The organism is Geobacillus subterraneus (assembly GCF_001618685.1).
Classification (GTDB): Bacteria; Bacillota; Bacilli; order Bacillales; family Anoxybacillaceae; genus Geobacillus; species Geobacillus subterraneus.
Window position 1 is genome coordinate 3,318,277 of sequence record NZ_CP014342.1, and the last position, 18,819, is coordinate 3,337,095.

General features: G+C 53.6%; 19 protein-coding genes. 14 read left to right on the forward strand and 5 right to left on the reverse strand.

From position 1 onward, the window contains the following. Positions 1-12: 12 nt before the first annotated feature. Together pta and lipL are read left to right on the forward strand one after the other, a co-directional pair. Positions 13-993: a phosphate acetyltransferase gene (pta, locus tag GS3922_RS16190; RefSeq protein ID WP_015376084.1), complete on the forward strand. Its 981-nt coding sequence runs from the start codon at positions 13-15 to the stop codon at positions 991-993. Positions 994-1,192: 199 nt separating this feature from the next. Beyond that, complete coding sequence (lipL, locus tag GS3922_RS16195; protein ID WP_033011015.1) at positions 1,193-2,044, forward strand: octanoyl-[GcvH]:protein N-octanoyltransferase; 852 nt, start codon at positions 1,193-1,195, stop codon at positions 2,042-2,044. Between the two features lie 144 nt (positions 2,045-2,188). On the opposite strand, the gene GS3922_RS16200 is transcribed toward lipL, so the two are convergent. After that, positions 2,189-2,845, reverse strand: a complete 657-nt coding sequence (locus GS3922_RS16200; RefSeq protein WP_063167153.1) for an RsfA family transcriptional regulator — start codon at positions 2,843-2,845, stop codon at positions 2,189-2,191. 173 nt (positions 2,846-3,018) lie between these two features. Between GS3922_RS16200 and GS3922_RS16205 the strand changes: the two genes are divergently transcribed. From GS3922_RS16205 to GS3922_RS16215, 3 genes are all read left to right on the forward strand, one after another. Then, positions 3,019-3,246, forward strand: coding sequence for a YuzB family protein (locus tag GS3922_RS16205; protein WP_011232879.1), 228 nt, complete (start codon positions 3,019-3,021; stop codon positions 3,244-3,246). Between the two features lie 144 nt (positions 3,247-3,390). Then, positions 3,391-4,689, forward strand: coding sequence for an HD domain-containing protein (locus tag GS3922_RS16210; protein WP_063167154.1), 1,299 nt, complete (start codon positions 3,391-3,393; stop codon positions 4,687-4,689). A gap of 13 nt (positions 4,690-4,702) precedes the next feature. After that, positions 4,703-5,221, forward strand: a complete 519-nt coding sequence (locus GS3922_RS16215; protein WP_063167155.1) for a YwgA family protein — start codon at positions 4,703-4,705, stop codon at positions 5,219-5,221. A gap of 56 nt (positions 5,222-5,277) precedes the next feature. Here the strand turns inward: GS3922_RS16215 and GS3922_RS16220 are convergent, their stop codons facing one another. Next, complete coding sequence (locus tag GS3922_RS16220; protein WP_063167156.1) at positions 5,278-6,579, reverse strand: NCS2 family permease; 1,302 nt, start codon at positions 6,577-6,579, stop codon at positions 5,278-5,280. A gap of 102 nt (positions 6,580-6,681) precedes the next feature. After that, a complete protein-coding gene (locus tag GS3922_RS16225; protein ID WP_020961553.1) occupies positions 6,682-6,870 on the reverse strand; it encodes a 2-hydroxymuconate tautomerase in 189 nt (62 codons plus the stop codon). A 132-nt stretch (positions 6,871-7,002) separates the two neighbouring features. Here GS3922_RS16225 and GS3922_RS16230 point away from each other — a divergent pair, with 132 nt between their 5' ends. After that, the gene (locus GS3922_RS16230) at positions 7,003-7,671 is read left to right on the forward strand and encodes a site-2 protease family protein (RefSeq protein WP_063167157.1); all 669 of its coding nucleotides are present in this window, start codon (positions 7,003-7,005) and stop codon (positions 7,669-7,671) included. Between the two features lie 17 nt (positions 7,672-7,688). Then, positions 7,689-8,204, forward strand: coding sequence for a YwhD family protein (locus GS3922_RS16235; RefSeq protein ID WP_063167158.1), 516 nt, complete (start codon positions 7,689-7,691; stop codon positions 8,202-8,204). Positions 8,205-8,335: 131 nt separating this feature from the next. On the opposite strand, the gene GS3922_RS16240 is transcribed toward GS3922_RS16235, so the two are convergent. Continuing rightward, positions 8,336-10,381: a transglycosylase domain-containing protein gene (locus tag GS3922_RS16240; RefSeq protein ID WP_063167159.1), complete on the reverse strand. Its 2,046-nt coding sequence runs from the start codon at positions 10,379-10,381 to the stop codon at positions 8,336-8,338. Positions 10,382-10,617: 236 nt separating this feature from the next. Between GS3922_RS16240 and speE the strand changes: the two genes are divergently transcribed. The 7 genes from speE to GS3922_RS16275 all read left to right on the forward strand — a co-directional run bounded on the left by speE (position 10,618) and on the right by GS3922_RS16275 (position 17,089). Next, positions 10,618-11,445, forward strand: a complete 828-nt coding sequence (gene speE / locus GS3922_RS16245; RefSeq protein WP_063167160.1) for a polyamine aminopropyltransferase — start codon at positions 10,618-10,620, stop codon at positions 11,443-11,445. Positions 11,446-11,458: 13 nt separating this feature from the next. Beyond that, positions 11,459-12,334 (forward strand): agmatinase, encoded by an 876-nt coding sequence (gene speB / locus GS3922_RS16250; protein ID WP_063167161.1) that lies wholly within the window; start codon positions 11,459-11,461, stop codon positions 12,332-12,334. Positions 12,335-12,478: 144 nt separating this feature from the next. Then, positions 12,479-14,029 (forward strand): IS1182 family transposase, encoded by a 1,551-nt coding sequence (locus GS3922_RS16255; protein WP_171698435.1) that lies wholly within the window; start codon positions 12,479-12,481, stop codon positions 14,027-14,029. Positions 14,030-14,240: 211 nt separating this feature from the next. After that, the gene (locus GS3922_RS16260) at positions 14,241-14,618 is read left to right on the forward strand and encodes a hypothetical protein (protein WP_063167162.1); all 378 of its coding nucleotides are present in this window, start codon (positions 14,241-14,243) and stop codon (positions 14,616-14,618) included. A gap of 119 nt (positions 14,619-14,737) precedes the next feature. Beyond that, positions 14,738-15,169, forward strand: coding sequence for a YwiB family protein (locus tag GS3922_RS16265; protein ID WP_063167163.1), 432 nt, complete (start codon positions 14,738-14,740; stop codon positions 15,167-15,169). A gap of 4 nt (positions 15,170-15,173) precedes the next feature. Continuing rightward, the gene (gene argS / locus GS3922_RS16270) at positions 15,174-16,847 is read left to right on the forward strand and encodes an arginine--tRNA ligase (RefSeq protein ID WP_063167164.1); all 1,674 of its coding nucleotides are present in this window, start codon (positions 15,174-15,176) and stop codon (positions 16,845-16,847) included. 74 nt (positions 16,848-16,921) lie between these two features. Further along, positions 16,922-17,089 (forward strand): XapX domain-containing protein, encoded by a 168-nt coding sequence (locus tag GS3922_RS16275; RefSeq protein ID WP_063167442.1) that lies wholly within the window; start codon positions 16,922-16,924, stop codon positions 17,087-17,089. A gap of 297 nt (positions 17,090-17,386) precedes the next feature. Here the strand turns inward: GS3922_RS16275 and cls are convergent, their stop codons facing one another. After that, positions 17,387-18,577: a cardiolipin synthase gene (gene cls / locus GS3922_RS16280; protein WP_063167165.1), complete on the reverse strand. Its 1,191-nt coding sequence runs from the start codon at positions 18,575-18,577 to the stop codon at positions 17,387-17,389. Positions 18,578-18,819: the final 242 nt, after the last annotated feature.

The window sequence follows — 18,819 nt, forward strand, 5'->3', positions numbered from 1 at the left end:
GAGGCATGAATCGTGACAACCGATTTATTTACGGCATTAAAAGCGAAAGTAACCGATACGGGTCGAAAAATCGTGTTTCCGGAGGGAACCGATGACCGCATCTTAACGGCGGCGAGCCGTTTGGCGACGGAGCAAGTGCTTCAGCCGATCGTCCTTGGCGATGAGCAAGCGATAAGGGTGAAAGCAGCTGCGCTTGGCTTGCCGCTTGAAGGGGTGGAGATTGTCAACCCGCGCCGCTACGGCGGGTTTGATGAGCTAGTTTCGGCGTTTGTGGAGCGGCGCAAAGGGAAAGTGACAGAAGAAACGGCGCGCGAGTTGCTTTTCGATGAAAATTATTTCGGTACGATGCTCGTTTATACGGGAGCGGCCGACGGCCTCGTCAGCGGGGCGGCACATTCGACGGCGGATACGGTCCGACCAGCCTTGCAAATCATTAAAACGAAGCCAGGCGTTGGCAAAACGTCCGGCGTGTTCATCATGGTGCGCGGCGACGAAAAATATGTGTTTGCCGATTGCGCCATCAACATTGCTCCTAACAGTCATGATTTGGCTGAAATCGCGGTCGAGAGCGCCCGGACGGCCAAAATGTTCGGCCTTAAGCCGCGCGTAGCGCTGTTAAGCTTTTCCACGAAAGGGTCGGCCTCGTCGCCGGAGACGGAAAAAGTCGTTGAGGCGGTGCGGTTGGCGAAAGAAATGGCGCCGGATCTGATCCTTGACGGTGAGTTTCAATTTGACGCCGCGTTTGTGCCAGAGGTGGCGAAAAAGAAAGCGCCGGACTCGGTCATTCAAGGGGACGCAAATGTCTTTATTTTCCCGAGCCTTGAGGCGGGCAACATCGGCTACAAAATCGCCCAGCGCCTTGGCGGCTTTGAAGCGGTCGGCCCGATTTTGCAAGGGCTGAACAAGCCGGTGAACGACCTATCGCGCGGCTGCAGCGCCGAAGACGCCTACAAGCTCGCGCTCATCACCGCGGCGCAGTCGCTTGGGGAGTAAAGAGGCGGCGAACTGAGCAAGAGGAGTCGGAACCGGTTCGTTTTGCCAAAGAATGGGCGATCTCTTGTTTCATGCATGGATTCGTGTCAAAGAAGGCGGCTGGTTGCTGTTTAGCCGCTTTCTTTTTTAATGGCCGTAATCGTTCCAGTTTGATGTGGTATAATGAGAGCGGAACGTTCAACGTAAGGGGTTTGCTGCGATGAGCCATGAATTGCTGCGGCAGCCGAAATGGCGGGTCATCGACCAGTCGCATTTCGGTCCGCTGTTTGATGCGAAACAATCGTTTGCCATCGATGATGCATTATGCACCGCGGTTGGTGCGGGACAGTCGGATGCGGTCGTCCGCACGTGGGTGCATGAGAATACCGTCGTCTTAGGCGCCGCTGATACGAAGCTTCCGTACATCGATGAGGCCATTTCGTTTTTGCGCCAGGAAGGGTATCGCGTCGTCGTCCGTAATTCCGGCGGGTTGGCCGTTGTCCTTGACAGCGGGGTGTTGAATATTTCGCTCATTTTTCCGGAAACGAAAAACACGATTGCCATCGAGCAAGGGTATGAGGCGATGTATGCGCTCATGGCCGCCATGCTTGCCTCATACGGCGCCCGCGTTGAGGCGGGGGAAATCGTCGGTTCGTATTGCCCGGGGAGCTATGACTTGAGCATTGGCGGCAAAAAGTTTGCCGGCATTTCGCAACGGCGCGTGCGCGGCGGCGTTGCCGTGCAAATCTACCTTTGCGTCAACGGGAGCGGAGCCGCGCGGGCTGAGCTTATTCGCCGTTTTTATGAGCTCGGCCGCCAAGGAGAGAAAACGAAATTCGCCTACCCCGATGTTGTCCCAACTGTCATGGCGTCGCTGTCTGAGCTTCTCGGCTGCGAGTTGTCGATCGATGAGCTGCTTGTCGCCCTTTGGCGCACGCTGCAGTCGTTTGGCGGCGAGCTGTATTCGTCTGCCCTCGAGAACGGCGAATGGAATTGGTATGAGCAGTATTGGGCGCGCATCGTCGAACGGAATGAAACGGCGCTCAGCGGTGCGCTTTCAGCAGGGGAGTAAGGGAAGCAGTCCGTCCGGCGGCAGGCGAAGAGCCTGCGTTCATCGCCTGACGCCGCCGGCGGACAAAAAGGATGCCCCGTGTCTCGGCCGCACCGGAGAGAGTGCGATCAAGGCGCAGCCATGGATAGGGCATCCTCATTTTGTTTATTCTGCTATTTTTTCCAAGTTGCCGTTCGGGTCCATACGGAAGGTCAGCCCCCGCTCTTCTTCCTCTTTTAACACCATTTTGCGCGCTCGGTTAATGATTTTGACAAGCGTCTCAAAATCTTCTTGGACGGTGGACGAGTTTTCTTCTAATTTCGCAACCTTTTCTTCCAATTCTTCATTTTTTCGCTTTAATTCTTCAATTTCGCGGCGCAGCCGCTCGTTTTCTTTCACTAGTGTTTCTCGTTTCCGCTCGTGCGATTGGAACGTTTTCAAAAAGGCGATCACTTGATCAAGCGTGACTGATTGGGGCTGTGGTGCCGCTTGGATGACGGCAGGCAGCTGCATCACCTCTCCCAGCTCTTCGAATGATGGCATCGGCGGCTCGTACAGACGCCGCTTTTTCGCGCCGCCTTGTTTGGCGAGCAGCCGCTGGCGCTCTTTCCGCTGTTTTTTCGCCAGCTGAAGCGCCTCTTCATATCGGTGGCGGACGACCGCGTTCCAGCGGAACCCGCAGGCGGCTGACGTCCGGTTCAGCTTGTCGCCGACTTCTTCAAACGCATTCAGCTGGGTGCTTCCTTCGCGCACATGGCGAAGCACCGTTTCCGCCAACAATAAGTCGTCTTCTTCCGTCCAAGCGTCTTGCCGTTGTTTCATCATTCTCCACTCCTTTTTCGCTGCTAGTAAAAGGATGGGCAAAACGAGGCAAGTTTATACGTTGCAAGTTTACAGGATTGGCAAATTGCCAGAATGAAAGCCGCCCGCTTGCAATTTTTTCGCGAAAGCGGTAGAATACACAAAGCAAACGCTGTGGAAAGGGATGACGGATGATGGCGAATGAGTTTCGCGTTTGCGACGACTGCAAGGCACCGAATTTAAAAACATTGATTCCGCGTTTGAAAAAGCTGGATCCGGATGCGGTCATCAAAATCGGCTGCCAGTCGTATTGCGGCCCAGGGCGGAAAAAGACGTTTGCTTTCGTCAACAACCGTCCGGTGGCGGCGCTGACGGAAGACGAACTGATTGATAAAATTGCTGAAAGGTTGAAAAAGCGATAACCGATCACCTTCTTTGCCGAAAGAAGGTGATTTTTTGTTTTTTCCGTCAATAATGGAGAAAGACGGAGAAAAAAGTCAACTATTTCTTTGCCAAAAGAAACGGCGTATAATAGATGTATGTTGGAGACGGAAGAGGAGGATGCGATGTATTCCGGCGGGCAGCTTGACGAAGAAAAAGTGTTTAAAGATCCGGTGCACCGATACATACATGTTCGCGACAAAGTGATTTGGGATTTGATCGGCACAAAAGAATTTCAGCGCCTGCGCCGCATTAAGCAGCTCGGCACGACGTACTTGACGTTTCATGGCGCTGAACATAGCCGGTTTAACCACTCGCTCGGCGTCTACGAAATCATCCGCCGCATTCTTGATGACGTTTTTGTCGGCCGCGACCATTGGGATCATAGCGAACGCCTCCTTTGCCTATGCGCGGCGCTTTTGCACGATTTAGGGCACGGCCCGTTTTCCCATTCGTTTGAAAAAGTGTTTCATTTAGACCATGAAGATTTCACCCGGGCCATTATTGTCGGTGAGACGGAAGTGAACGCCGCCTTGCGCGCCGTTGACAGCGAATTTCCGCAAAAAGTGGCCGAGGTGATCGCCAAAACGTATCCAAACAAACTCGTTGTCAGCTTGATTTCGAGTCAAATTGACGCCGACCGGATGGACTATTTATTGCGCGACGCGTACTATACCGGCGTCAGCTACGGCTATTTTGACATGGAGCGCATTTTGCGCGTCATGCGCCCGCGCGAAGACCAAGTCGTCATTAAGCGGAGCGGCATGCATGCGGTCGAGGATTACATTATGAGCCGCTACCAAATGTATTGGCAAGTGTATTTCCATCCGGTCACGCGCAGCGCGGAGGTCATTTTGACGAAAATTTTGCATCGGGCAAAAAAGCTGTACGAGGACGGGTATACGTTTGCGACGAAGCCAACCCATTTTTTATCGTTTTTTGCCGGCCATGTAACGCTCGGCGACTATTTGGCGCTCGATGAAGCGATCATCCTGTTTTACTTCCAGCAATGGCAATACGAGCGGGATCCGATTTTAAGCGATTTATGCCAACGGTTTGTCCACCGCCGTCTGTTTCAATATACCGAATTTCATCCGACGAACGAGCAAATGACAAAGCTGATTGAGCTGACGGGCTTGTTCAAAAAGGCCGGGATCGATCCAGACTATTACTTGGTCGTCGACTCATCGTCCGACTTGCCGTACGATTTTTACCGGCCTGGCGAGGAAGGCGAGCGCCTGCCGATTTATCTGCTTATGCCAAACGGAGAACTGCGCGAGCTGTCGCGCGAATCGGTGCTCGTTGACGCCATTTCCGGCAAGCGGCGCACCGACCATAAGCTGTATTTTCCGGCTGACTTTCTCCATGACGTATCAACGAAGCGGACAGTGAAGAAAAAGATTATGGACATTTTAAAGGGTTAGGAGATGACGGAGAGTGCTCACGGAGCATGCGAAAGTGATGAAGGCGTTGGCGGCCGCCGGGGAAATAGCGGGCCGCAAAAAGCTGCAAAAAATGATTTACATCGCGAAAAAGCTCGACTTTCCGTTTTACGAGAAGTTCGATTTCCATTTTTACGGCCCGTATTCCGAGGAGCTGACATGCCGCGTCGAGGAGTTATGCGCGCTCGGCTTTTTGCATGAAGTGAAAGAGAAAAAGAGCGGCTATGTGCAATACCGCTATACACTGACCGAAGCGGGCGAACAGTTTTTGCGCCATTACGACTGGGAGATGCCGGGCCTTGCCGAATGCATGCAGGCGATGAACGGACAAAACGCACGCTTTTTGGAGCTTGTCTCCACGGTGCTCTATTTTGAACATTTGTCAAAAGAGGAAGTAAAAGAGAAAATCGCTGTCGTAAAAAGCAAGCAGCGCTATACGGAGGAAGAGATCGAAGAGGCGTATGCGTATATTGATGCGCTCCGCAACCGATGCAACACAAAAGCCCGCGTATAAGCGGGCTTTTTAGTAGTTGAAAACCGGTGCTGCCGACGACCGTCGGGTTGATTCCATCAGTGCGGCAAAAACGCCAGCTGCAAAAAGAACAGCACGGCAAGCACGTACAGCAGCAACGGCACATCGCGCCAGCGGCCGCAGGCGATTTTTAAGAGCGGGTACGAGACGAAGCCGAGCGCGATGCCGGTCGCGATGCTCGAGGTGAGCGGCATGCTTAAGATGATGAGAAAGGCCGGGAACGCCTCGTCGAGCTGATGCCACGAAATATGGGCGATATGGCTGATCATCAAGCTGCCGACGATGATGAGCGCCGGGGCGGTGATGGCCGATAACCCGGCGACCGCGCCGACTAGCGGGCTGAAAAAGACCGCGATGACAAACAGGACAGCGACGGTGAGCGCCGTCCATCCGGTCCGTCCGCCGGCAGCGATGCCAGTGGACGACTCGATGTACGCTGACGTTGGGCTTGTGCCAAACATGGCCCCGATCGTGGTCGCGACGGAGTCAGCCAAGAGCGCTTCGCGGGCGCGCGGCAGCGTGTTCCCTTTCATCAATCCCGCTTGTTGAGCGACGCCGATCATCGTGCCGGTCGTGTCAAACAGCGTCACAAGCAAAAAGGAAAAGACGACGGCGTACAAATGATGGCTGATGACGTCCCCAACGGCCGCAACCGGATTGGCAACGATCACCCCGTCCGGCAGCGTCGGCAGCGACACGATTCCTTCGTCAAATTTCAATTGACCGGTCGTGTAGGCGATGATCCCGATGATGACCATGCCGTAAAAGAGCGCTCCGTTAACGCCGCGCATCATGAGAACGAGCGTGACGGCGAGGCCGACAAGCGTCAACATAGCCGATGGGGCATGCAAGTCGCCAAGCGCCACCAAATTTTGCGGGTGGGCTTGGATGATCCCGGTCAGCCGCAGGCCGATGAAGGCGATAAACAGCCCGATGCCGGCGGTGATACCGTGCTTTAAGCTGTCGGGGATCACTTCAATCAGCTTGCTGCGGAGCGGGGTGAGCGACAGCAACAAAAACAGCAATCCCGCGACAAATACAGCGGAAAACGCCGTTTCGTACGAAATGTTGTCATGCGAGCCGACGACCGAATAGGCGAAATAGGCGTTCAGCCCCATGCCAGGGGCGATGGCGATCGGGTAGTTGGCGAACATGGCCATCCACAGCGTGCCGATCACCGTGGCGATGACGGTCGCCGTGAACGCCTGTTCAAACGGGACGCCGGCGTCCGACAAGATAACCGGGTTGACGACGATGATATACACCATCGTGAGGAACGTGGTCAAACCGGCGAGCATTTCCGTCTTGCGGTCAGTCTGTTTTTCTGCGAAACGAATCATAGGCAACCTCCTAAAAGACGAACAATAGTAGAAGCAAGTATAATAATATTCGTTTTTACTTCAAAAAGCAACGGGAGCGCCTTAAGCGCCCCCGTCTTTCCTTTACTCCGCGTCGCTCAGCCGTTTTCCGGCGACGGCATAATGATCTTTCGTCATTTCTTCGATAAAAACGACAACGCTCTCTTTTTTCGCCCCCGTCGTTTCTACAACGGCGTCCGTCACTTTTTCAACAAGCGCTTTCTTTTGCTCGTCCGTGCGGCCGGCGAGCATTTTGATCGTTACATACGGCATCGTGATTCCTCCCATTTCCTTGTCGAGTGCTGTCGCGCTTATTATACCATGGAACGGTGAAGTTCAGTCCACTTTTCACGGTAAATCATGTATACTAAGGATAGTGAATACAGGGGAAAAGGAGTTAACCAAGTGGAACACATGTTGCCGTATTCGTTAAGTGAAATTCCGTACGTGCTGTTGACGTTGGCGCTGGCGTTTTCCGTGCACGAGTTTGCCCATGCGTACGTCGCCTACAAGTTCGGCGATCCGACGGCGAAAAACCAAGGACGGCTGACGTTATCACCGTTTGCCCATTTGGATTTGCTTGGCACGCTGCTCATTTTCCTGGCCGGGTTCGGCTGGGCGCGGCCGGTGCCGGTCAACCGCTTCCATTTTAAAAACCCGCGCCTAGCCGGCATTCTCGTCTCAGTTGCCGGGCCGCTAAGCAATCTTGTGCTCGCCGGGCTTGGGTTTGTCATTTGGTATGCGATGGTCGATTTCGGCATCATGCGGGCGCTGCCGGATTGGTTTGCCGCTGGGTTTGATATGTTTTTCCAAATTTTTATCGGCTTGAACGCTGTCTTGTTTGTGTTTAATTTATTGCCGTTTCCGCCCCTTGATGGGTATCGTATTATTGAAGACTTAGCCCCGGATAGGCTTCGGGCAAAAATGACGCAATGGGAAACCTACGGGGCGCTCATTTTTCTCATTCTTGTGCTGACGCCGCTCGACCGGTACACGATTGAGCCGGTATTTCAAGTGGCGTTGCCGTTCGTGCTCGAACATTTGCAGACGTTCGCTGCCAACTTGTTTACGTAGAAAGGAGGAAGAAGCGGATGGAACAAAAAAAGAAAAAAACGATCGGTTTTCACATTATTAAAGACGATCCGACCGACGGGCACCGCGGTTTCGGCGCCGGGGCGTTGAGCTTGGAAAACGTCTCGCCGGTCATCATTGACGTCGAGGCGGGCGAAGCGTTTGTCGATATGGGGGCGATGCATGCGCGCAGCGCCGTCGAGCGCGGCATTAAGTTTTTGCCCGACCGTTCGGCTGTGCCAAACGGCAAGCCGTACTGGATCGTTTGGGTGACGATCGAGCGCGGCGAGGACGGCCCGTATTACGCCGGGGTGACGGCGTGTGAAATGACTGTTGACCGCGAGGCGCGCCGCGGCTATAAGCTATTGCCGGAACATGTGAACCGTCTCGATAAGTCGCTAAAGCGGCACATCATCGTCGATCATATGGATGCGAAATCCAAGCGGGTGCTCGCCGACTTTTTGAAAGGGCACGACATCGACATGTGGAACCGTTCGAGCGATGAGCTGAAAAAAGGGCTTGAAGGCGAATTGTGACGGTTTTGTGAACATATTTGTGCAAGGGCTTGTTCTTGTTTGGAAAAAAGGATAAACTAAACCTACATGTATAACACAGGAAAACTAGGACAAGAAAATCCCCTGCGCATGCGCAGGGGATTTTCTTAATGTTAAAACCACGGGAACCATTTCTCAAACCAGCTTTTTCCGTTTTCTTTTTTCTTCTTTTTCTTCTCCAGATGGTCGGTGCAATAGTCGGTCGGTTCGGTGCCGATGAGATAATACGTTTTTCGCTTCACCGGACAAGCGTCGGTGGCCAGCTTGCCGTTTTGCGGGTCGATGTCGACGCCGATGACTCCTTTCGTGGGTTTGAATGACCGTTTTGGTTCATCGGCGAGCCCTTCTTCCATAAAGTGAACCCAGATTTGTTTGGCGTATTGTTTTTCGTCAAAGCGATCCATTGGCTCGCCGCGGTCGTAGCCGGTCCAGACGCCGGCAACAAGTTGTGGGGCGAACCCGATCATCCAGCTGTCCGTTTTCGTCGTCCCGGACTTGCCGGCATACGAGCGCGTTATTTCGTCGAGGATCGATTGTCCGGTGACGGTCGTATAGCCGTTCAGCTTCGGGTCGAACATCCCCGTCATTAAATGAGTCGTGACAAACGCCGCGTCGCGGTCGAGCACTTGCCGGCTTGCCGGCTGATGCTCGTAGATCACGTTGCCGGCGCTGTCCACTACTTTTTTAATGAACACCGGGTCGTTTCGTTTGCCATAGTTGGCGATGGTGCTGTAGGCAGCGACCATGTCGATCACCCTCACTGGCGAAGTGCCGAGCGCTAATGACGGCACGGCTTTTAGCTTGCTCGTGATGCCGAGCGTCTTCGCTGTGTCAACGAGTTTGTCGGCTCCGATAAATTGCAGCGTCTTGACCGCAAAGACGTTGTCGGATACAGCGAGCGCTTGGGCGAGGGTAATTGGGCCGTTCGCATAATAATCATTGTAGTTATGAGGCGTATACGTCGCCCGGCCGCTGTCAAACGTAAACGTCGTCAGCTCGCTACGCAATTCGGTCGAGGGGGTGAACCCTTGTTCAATGGCCGCATAGTACAAAAATGGCTTGAACGTCGACCCCGGCTGGCGTTCCGCCTGCACCGCCCGGTTGAACGGGCTTTCGTCGTAGTCGCGTCCGCCGATGAGCGCTTTCACTTCTCCGGTGCGCGGGTCCATGGCCACTAGCGCGGCTTGGATGGCGGACGTTGGATTGATCACTCGCTCGAGTTGCTTCTCGGCGATTCGTTGCAGGCGCGGGTCAAGTGTTGTATACACGCGCAGCCCGCCTAATTCAATCGTGCGCTCGTCAAGGCCGAGCTTGGTGCGAAGCTGCTGCTTGACGACGTCTTGAAAATACGGGGCGACAGGCCGTTCTTTCTCGCGGTGCCGGACGTAGACGAGCTCGTCGCGGTACGCCTGTTCCGCCTCTTGGCGGCTGATGTAGCCTGCTTCCACCATCGAGAGAAGGACGATTTTTTGCCGCGCTTTCGCTCGCTTTTCGTTGACGAGCGGCGAATAATAGTATGGGCCTTTTGGGATGCCGGCCAGCATCGCCGCTTCGCTGAGCGTCAGCTCGCTCGCGTGCTTGCCGAAATAATAGCGGGCTGCCGCTTCGATCCCGTAAGCTCCGTGTCCATAGTAAATGGTGTTTAAATAGCCTTCTAAAATTTTTTCTTTGCTGTAGTTGGCTTCAAGGCGGATCGTATAGAGCGCCTCTTGAATTTTCCGCGACCACGTTTTCTCGTGCGTCAAAAATAAGTTGCGCGCGTATTGCTGGGTGATCGTGCTCGCCCCTTCGACTTTGGCCATCGCCTGCACATTGGCGATGACGGCGGCGGCGATTCGTTTCAAATCAAATCCGTGGTGCTCGTAAAACTTTCGGTCTTCGACGGCGATCGTCGCTTCAATGACGTGCGGGGAAATGTCATCGAGACGAACCCAGTAGCGCTTCTGCCCGTGGTCGCTTTCCCCGATTTTGCTGCCGTCGTCGGCATAAAAAATGGTCGTTTGCGGCACAGCGACCGGCGGAGCGCCTTCGATTTTGGCAAACAAAATAAAGCTCCCGAGGGCAGCGGAAGCAAAGATTGCGAGGAAAACGCCAATAAAGACGGCGGCGCGCACATATTTCCACGTGCCGCGAAAACGGCTGCCCGGGATCGGTTCCATTGCGCATCACCCCAATGGTTTCAACAGTATGTTAGGACAGGCGGATGGGTTTCCCTCCGGCCCGCTGCCTTAGGCGGGCGCTTTCCGCTTTCTTACTAGTATGAAAAAAAATTTTTTATTTTAAACTTGTTCCCCTTGCATTTTTGCTAGATTGCTCTATACTTTTTCATGTTTAGTTTTTCGTTGGCAAGGGAAACTTGATAGTAAGCAAACGCTCGGAGAAAGGATGTTACCGAATGGAACTATGGTTTACGGAAAAGCAGACGGAACATTTCGGCATCACGGCACGCATCATCCGCACTTTACATACAGAACAAACGCCGTTTCAAAAACTCGACATGGTTGAAACAGCCGAGTTTGGCAACATGCTTATTTTGGACGGTATGGTGATGACGACGCAAAAAGACGAATTTGTCTATCATGAGATGGTTGCCCATGTGCCGCTGTTTACCCACCCGCATCCGGAAAACGTGCTGGTCGTTGGCGGCGGCGACGGCGGCGTCATCCGCGAAGTGCTGAAACACCCAAGCGTCAAAAAAGCGACGCTTGTTGAAATTGACGGCAAGGTGATCGAGTACTCAAAAAAATACTTGCCGGAAATCGCTGGCCAGCTTGACGATCCGCGCGTCGAAGTGAAAGTCGATGACGGGTTTATGCATATCGCCCAAAGTGAAAACGAGTACGACGTCATTATGGTTGACTCGACCGAGCCGGTCGGCCCGGCGGTGAATTTGTTTACAAAAGGGTTTTACGCCGGCATTGCAAAAGCGTTGAAAGAGGATGGCATTTTCGTCGCCCAAACGGACAACCCGTGGTTTAAGGCGGAGTTGATTCGCACCGTTTACCGTGATGTGAAGGAAATTTTCCCGGTCACGCGTCTATATACGGCGAACATTCCGACCTACCCAAGCGGACTCTGGACGTTTACGCTCGGCTCGAAAAAATATGATCCGCTCGCAGTGAGCGATGACCGCTTCCACGACATCGATACGAAATATTACACCAAAGAGCTGCATAAAGCATGTTTCGTATTGCCAAAATTTGTTGCGGATTTGGTGAAATAAGGGGGGCAGACCGATGCGCTTTGATGAAGCTTATTCCGGCAACGTGTTTATCGGCAGCCACCCGAACTTTGAAGAAAGCGAGGCCGTCATTTACGGGATGCCGATGGACTGGACGGTCAGCTACCGGCCTGGTTCGCGGTTCGGCCCGGCCCGCATTCGCGAAGTGTCAATCGGGCTTGAAGAGTATAGCCCATATTTAGACCGCGAGCTCGGTGACATTCGCTATTTTGACGCCGGCGATATTCCGCTGCCGTTTGGCAACGCCGCCCGCAGCTTGGAGCTGATTGAACAGTTCGTCCGAAAAGTGCTCGATGCCGGCAAGTTTCCGCTCGGCCTTGGCGGTGAGCACCTTGTCTCTTGGCCGGTGATTAAAGCGGTGCACGACTATTACCCGGATGTGGCCGTCATTCATATGGACGCCCATACCGACTTGCGCGAACATTATGAAGGCGAGCCGCTGTCGCACGCGACGCCGATCCGCAAAGTCGCTGATCTCATCGGCCCGACGAACGTTTTTTCGTTCGGCATTCGCTCCGGCATGAAAGAAGAGTTCGAATGGGCGAAACAAAACGGCATGTACATCGCCAAGTTTGAAGTGCTTGAGCCGCTTCGCTCCGTGCTGCCGAAGCTTGCCGGCCGTCCGGTGTATGTGACGATCGACATCGATGTGCTCGACCCGGCTCACGCCCCGGGCACGGGAACGGTTGATGCCGGTGGGATTACATCGAAAGAACTATTAGCCGCCATCCACGAGATCGCCCGCTCTGACGTCCGCGTCGTGGGCGCCGATTTAGTGGAAGTGGCGCCGATTTACGACCATTCAGAACAAACCGCGAACACAGCGAGCAAACTTGTTCGGGAAATGCTGCTTGGCTGGGTGGCGAAGTGAATAGAGAAAAGGGGCTGACCCAAAACGCGAATGCGTTTTGGGATCAGCCCCCACTTTTTTGCCTCAAATATAGAAGAATCGCCCTTTTTTCTGGTAGAATAGAGTCACCAAAACCACTACCACCGAAAGAAGGGCGATTCTTTTATGAAACATGATCATATTTCCTTTAAAGAGTATACCATGGACAACCTCTCTTTGCCAAGCAACATCGCCGATCTCATTCCACGGGATAACATGGCCCACGTGGTTCATGAGATGGTTGAACGCATCCCGATGGAGACGTTTCTTGCTTACTACAAAGGAGGGGGCGCCTCCGCCTATCATCCGAAAATGATGACCAAAATTCTCCTTTACGCTTACACCCAAAAAATGTATCATGGCCGTGAGATTGCACGGCAGCTCGAAGTCCACCTTCCCCTCATGTGGCTAAGTGGATTTCAAAAGCCGGACTTCCGCTCCATCAATCGGTTTCGTTCGGAGCGGATGAAAGACCTGATTGACGACCTGTTCCGGGAAATGATCACGCTGCTCGTGGCCGACGGCTATGTCAAGATGGAAGATTATTTTGTGGATGGAACGAAAATTGAAGCGAATGCCAACCGGTACACCTTCGTTTGGCGCAAATCGGCTGAGAAGTACCAGGAGAAACTCCAAGCCAATGTCGATCGGCTGATTGCCCAGATCGAGGCGATCGTGGAAGAAGAAAAGGCGGAAGACATCGACCCTTCGCCGGCCTTTACGTCAGAAGAAATCCGAAAGAAAACCGAGGAGTGGGAAAAACGGTTGGAGGCCGAGCCGGACAACCAACCGTTGAAGAAGGCCATCAAGAAGATGAAGGAGGACTACTTGCCCCGCAGTGAAAAGTATGAACACCAACTCCATGTATGCGGGGATCGCAACAGCTATTCCAAGACCGATGTGGATGCCACCTTCATGCGGTTGAAGGAGGATCACATGCGAAACGGCCAGCTCAAGCCGGCCTATAACGTACAGGTGGGTTCTTCCGGCCAATTTATTTTGGGGTATTCCCTTCATCAGAGGCCGGGCGACACTCGTTGTCTTCTCCCGCATTTGGAGACCGTTCGAGAGAAGTACGGCGTGGAACCCGAACGTTTGATCGCTGACGCGGCTTATGGCTCGGAAGAGAACTACGTGAAGCTGGAAGAGAAGCACATATCGGCCTTGATCAAGTACCATACGTATGAGAAGGAGAACACGCGCAAGGTCAAGAAAAATCCGCATCATCAGCAGAATTGGACCTATGTGGAAGAAGAAGACGTTTGGATTTGCGCCAATGGGAAAAAGCTGGTTCGCACCGGAACTTCGAAACAGACCACGGAATCAGGATACACCTCGGTCACCCGACACTACCAATGCCATGAATGCGAAGGATGTCCGTTCCGTTCGGCCTGCACGACTTCCAAGTATGGACGAACCACGCAATGGAACCCCGTCTATCATGAACAAAAACAGAAAGCCCGCGAACGGTTGGAGAGTGAAGAAGGGCAAGCCCGATACCGCCAACGCCAAACCGACATTGAGAGTGTATTTGGGCAAATCAAACAAAATCGCGGGTTTCGTCGCTTTGTCCTGCGAGGCCTCCAAAAAGTTTCCATCGAATGGGGGCTGGTTTGTGCTGCCCACAATCTTCTCAAAAAAGCCGCTAGGGACAAGCAATTGTCCTTGGTGGCGTAAATGAGGGGGAGAACAGAGTCGGAATTTTGTTCCGTTTGGTAAAATATACAAAAACCAGAGAGGGCTGACTCCAAAAGTCCGCTTTTTGGCGGACTTTTGGGTCAGCCCCTTTTTGTGTGTAGGAGAAAGGTTGCAGGAATATGGGTGTGCCATATGGAATAATATTCAATATGCTTAACAAATTTACCATTAGAAGGGGGATAAGGAAAAAGTGGGCATTAGGCTGATCAAAATTTCCGTCGTATACTTCGTCATCGGTGTCTTGATTGGACTTGGCATGTCGATGACCCATTCGTTTGTGCTCACACCGGTTCACGTCCATATCAATCTGTTAGGTTGGACGGCTTTGACGCTCGCGGGCATCATCTATCATTTATTTCCACAGGCAGCAGCGACGAAATGGGCGAAAGTCCATTTTTGGCTGCACAATATTGGCCTGCCGCTCATGATGATAGGTCTTATTTTTGTCGTGTACGGTCATGAGGCGTTCGTACCGTTGACGGCCTTCGGCGGAGTACTTGTTGTCCTCGGCGTCATTTCCTTTGCCATTGCCGTGCTGCAACGCGTTCGCGCCTCATCGTCAAGCTGAGATGACTAGGCTCAAAGCGCTTGCTTTGGGCCTTCTCTTTTTCTCGCCCCTTGAATCAGGCGGAACAGTTCTTTATACTTATTGTTATGACTGTGTTCGCAAAGGTGTGTTCATCCATTATGAAAGAAACAAACGGCATTCCGGTGCGGCTTCGCCAGGTGGCCGTCATCCGCGACGGTGCGCACCAAGAGACGGTCGTGCTTGAAGTGGACGGCATGTATTACATAAAAGGGGAAGCGATGTATTTGCAGTTTGCCGAGGAAAACGAACTCGGCCGGGTGAATAACATCGTGAAAATCGCACCCGATGAGGTGACCGTTCTCCGTTCTGGGGCGGTCGAGATGCGGCAAACGTTCCGCTGTCGGCAGGAAATGCCGGGCCATTACAAAACGGTGTTCGGGCGGTGGGCGCTGGCGACAAAAACGGATGCGATCGAGTTCCGATATGACGAAAGACGGAAACAAGGGCAGCTCTTTCTCTCGTATGAACTGATGCTAGAGCATGAGCGGAGCGGGCGCCATACGTTGACGTTAACATTTAAGGGGGTATAAGCCGATGAACATTGTCGGGCAAATGAAAGAAAAGCTGAAAGAGGAAATTCGCGAGGCGGCGGTGAAAGCCGGGCTCGTTTCGGCTGATGAGCTGCCGGACGTCTTGCTGGAGGTGCCGCGCGACAAGGCGCATGGCGATTACTCGACGAACATCGCCATGCAGCTTGCCCGCATTGCGAAAAAGCCGCCGCGGGCGATTGCCGAAGCCATCGTCGGGCAGCTTGATCGCGAGCGCGTATCGGTGGCGCGCATTGAGGTGGCGGGGCCGGGATTTATTAACTTTTACATGGACAACCGCTATTTGACGGCGGTCGTGCCGGCGATTTTGCAGGCGGGACAAGCGTATGGCGAATCGAACGTCGGCAACGGGGAAAAAGTGCAAGTCGAGTTCGTCTCCGCCAACCCGACCGGCGACTTGCATTTAGGCCATGCCCGCGGCGCGGCGGTCGGCGATTCGCTTTGCAACATTTTGGCGAAAGCCGGGTTTGACGTGACACGCGAATACTATATTAACGACGCCGGCAAGCAAATTTACAATTTAGCGAAATCGGTCGAAGCCCGCTATTTCCAAACGCTTGGCACCGATATGCCGCTGCCGGAGGACGGTTATTATGGCGATGACATCGTGGAAATCGGCAAACAGCTCGCCGATGAATACGGCGATCGGTTCGTTCACGTTGACGAAGAGGAACGGCTCGCCTTTTTCCGCGAATACGGCCTCCGTTACGAGCTTGACAAAATTAAAAACGATTTAGCCGCGTTCCGCGTGCCGTTTGACGTTTGGTATTCAGAAACGTCGCTTTATGAGAGCGGTAAAATCGACGAGGCGCTCGCCACGCTGCGTGAGCGCGGCTACATTTACGAGCAGGACGGGGCGACATGGTTCCGTTCGACGGCGTTTGGGGACGACAAAGACCGCGTCTTAATTAAGCAGGACGGCACGTATACGTACTTGCTTCCGGACATCGCCTACCACCAAGACAAGCTGCGGCGCGGATTTACCAAGCTGATTAACGTTTGGGGAGCGGATCACCACGGCTACATCCCGCGCATGAAAGCGGCGATCGCCGCGCTCGGCTACGATCCGGAGGCGCTCGAAGTCGAAATCATCCAAATGGTGAACTTATACCAAAACGGCGAGCGCGTCAAAATGAGCAAGCGCACCGGCAAGGCGGTGACGATGCGCGAGCTGATGGAAGAAGTCGGCGTCGATGCCGTCCGCTACTTCTTTGCGATGCGCTCGGGCGATACGCATTTGGATTTTGACATGGACTTGGCCGTGTCGCAGTCGAATGAAAATCCGGTTTACTACGTCCAATACGCGCATGCCCGCGTCTCAAGCATTCTCCGCCAAGCGGAAGAGCAGCAGCTGTCATATGAAGGGGATGCCGCCCTTCATCATCTCGTGGAAACGGAAAAAGAAATCGAGCTGCTCAAAGTGCTCGGCGACTTCCCGGATGTCGTCGCTGAGGCAGCCTTGAAGCGGATGCCGCACCGCGTCACCGCCTATGCGTTTGATTTGGCGTCGGCGCTTCACAGCTTTTACAATGCGGAGAAAGTGCTTGACCTGGACAATATCGAAAAAACGAAAGCCCGCCTCGCGCTTGTCAAGGCGGTGCAAATCACGCTGCAAAACGCCCTGGCGTTAATCGGCGTCTCAGCGCCGGAACAAATGTAAACGAACAGGGGGGAGCGATTGCTCCCTCTTTTGTTTGGGCATGCTAAAGGAAAACAGCGGTGGAGGATCAACAGGTGAAAGAAGTCATATTATCGCTTATCACCGGCATGGTTGTCGGCCTTTTGTTTACCTTGTTTCGTCTGCCGATTCCTGCCCCCCCGGCGTTGGCCGGCATTGCGGGCATCGTCGGCGTATATCTCGGCATGCGGCTGTTTCAATGGCTGGCGCTGTTTTGGAAATGAGCAGCAGCCGCGCAATGGCAAGCCGATCGGGACGGTTCAATCCCCCGGCTGGCGCCGTTTTGGCGATGCGAGATCGCCGCGGGCGCCGGCCGGGTTTTTGTTTTTGCTGCTTCGGCAGCAGTTCGATAGGAGTGAGGGTGTCCCAGCGCAGCGGGGCACCCTTTTTCATCGCTATATATGCGACGAACGTTTCTGCAAGACCATGTGCTATCCCTCTCTTAGGAAAAGGCGCGCTTCCGAACGCGAGCCCTATGGATGGATGAACGTTCTTTCTTTACGGTTTTTGCCGGGAAGCCGCTACAACCAAGTGGAAAGTAGCTGGGAAATGGATTCTTTGCCGCGGTCGAGGAGCGAACGGTTTTGCCAAAAATCGAGCGTCAGCGGTTCGGAGCGTGTCAAGTCGCGTTCGATCGCCTGTTTGACGAGCCGAGTAAACGCACGGTCAAACACATAGCAGTTGATTTCGCTGTTTAAAAACAAACTGCGCCGGTCGAAATTGGCCGTGCCGACATCGCACCATTCTTCGTCGATCACGATTGTTTTAGCATGGTAAAACCCTTGGTAAAAGCGGTAAACGCGTGCACCGGCTTTCAGCATTTGATAAAAATACGGATAGGCGGCTTCCCTTACAAATAAATGATCTGCCTTCAGCGGCACGAGCACGGTGACGCGCACCCCGCGCTTGAGTGCGCGCATCAGCTCGTTAAACAGCGGACGGCTCGGGATAAAGTACGGGGTGCCGATCATAATTTCTTTTTTGGCGTGGCGGATGACATCGATATACTGCTCTTCGAGGGCGGCGCCATCGGTGGCGACCAATTGATGGCGAATGGTGCCGGCGGGAAGCTCCGGGAAGTAGCGGCGCTTGTCAGTCACCGTCTTGCCTGTCGCCTCTTCCCAATCATGCAAAAACTGTTCCTGCAAGTCATATACGCCTTCCCCGCTGATTTTTAAGTGGTAGTCCCGCCATTCCCCGAAATCGGCGTCTTTCCCATTATACTCGCGGCCGATGTTAAATCCGCCGATATAGCCGACTCGTCCGTCAATGACCGTGATTTTCCGGTGGTTGCGGCGGTTGAGGCGGTAAATGAAAAACGGAAAGCGCGGCGGGCGGGCATAGGCGAACTCCACTCCGTTCGCCCGTAGCGAACGAATGAGCGTTTTCGGCAGCCCGAGGCCGCCGACCCAGTCGACCAACACCCGTACTTTCACTCCCTCAGCCGCCTTTTCTTTTAAAATTTGGAAAAAAGGCGTGGTCGTTTCGTCGCTTTTGATGATGTAAAACAGGATGTGAATATGGTCGCGGGCGCGGCGCAGATCAGCAAAATAGTCGGAAAATAAATGTCTGCCGTTTACGTAGAGCGCAATATCGCTTCTCCGTTCCGGATAGACAACTTTTTTGCGTCCGTTCCGGAAGACGAGCTGTCCGAGCTTGTCATCAAGATAAATGAGCACGAATATGATGGCAATAACAGCAATGACGACCATGCCTTCCCCTCCTGTGCATCGCTTCAGTACTTATTAATGTGTCCTACAACGTACAAAAATAGCAAAGCTATCGCCGCCGATTCCATCCGGCTTTGCCGGACGGGCGCCAAACCGTTCCTTATGGAGACTCAATGATTCAATCGTGCCCGCGGTGAGGCGAAGCGCGGGCAGGAGCGAACCGTCTGGCTGGCCAATATATCGGCCTCCTCTCCGGCTTTTGCTCGAACGCGAAAAGAAATGAG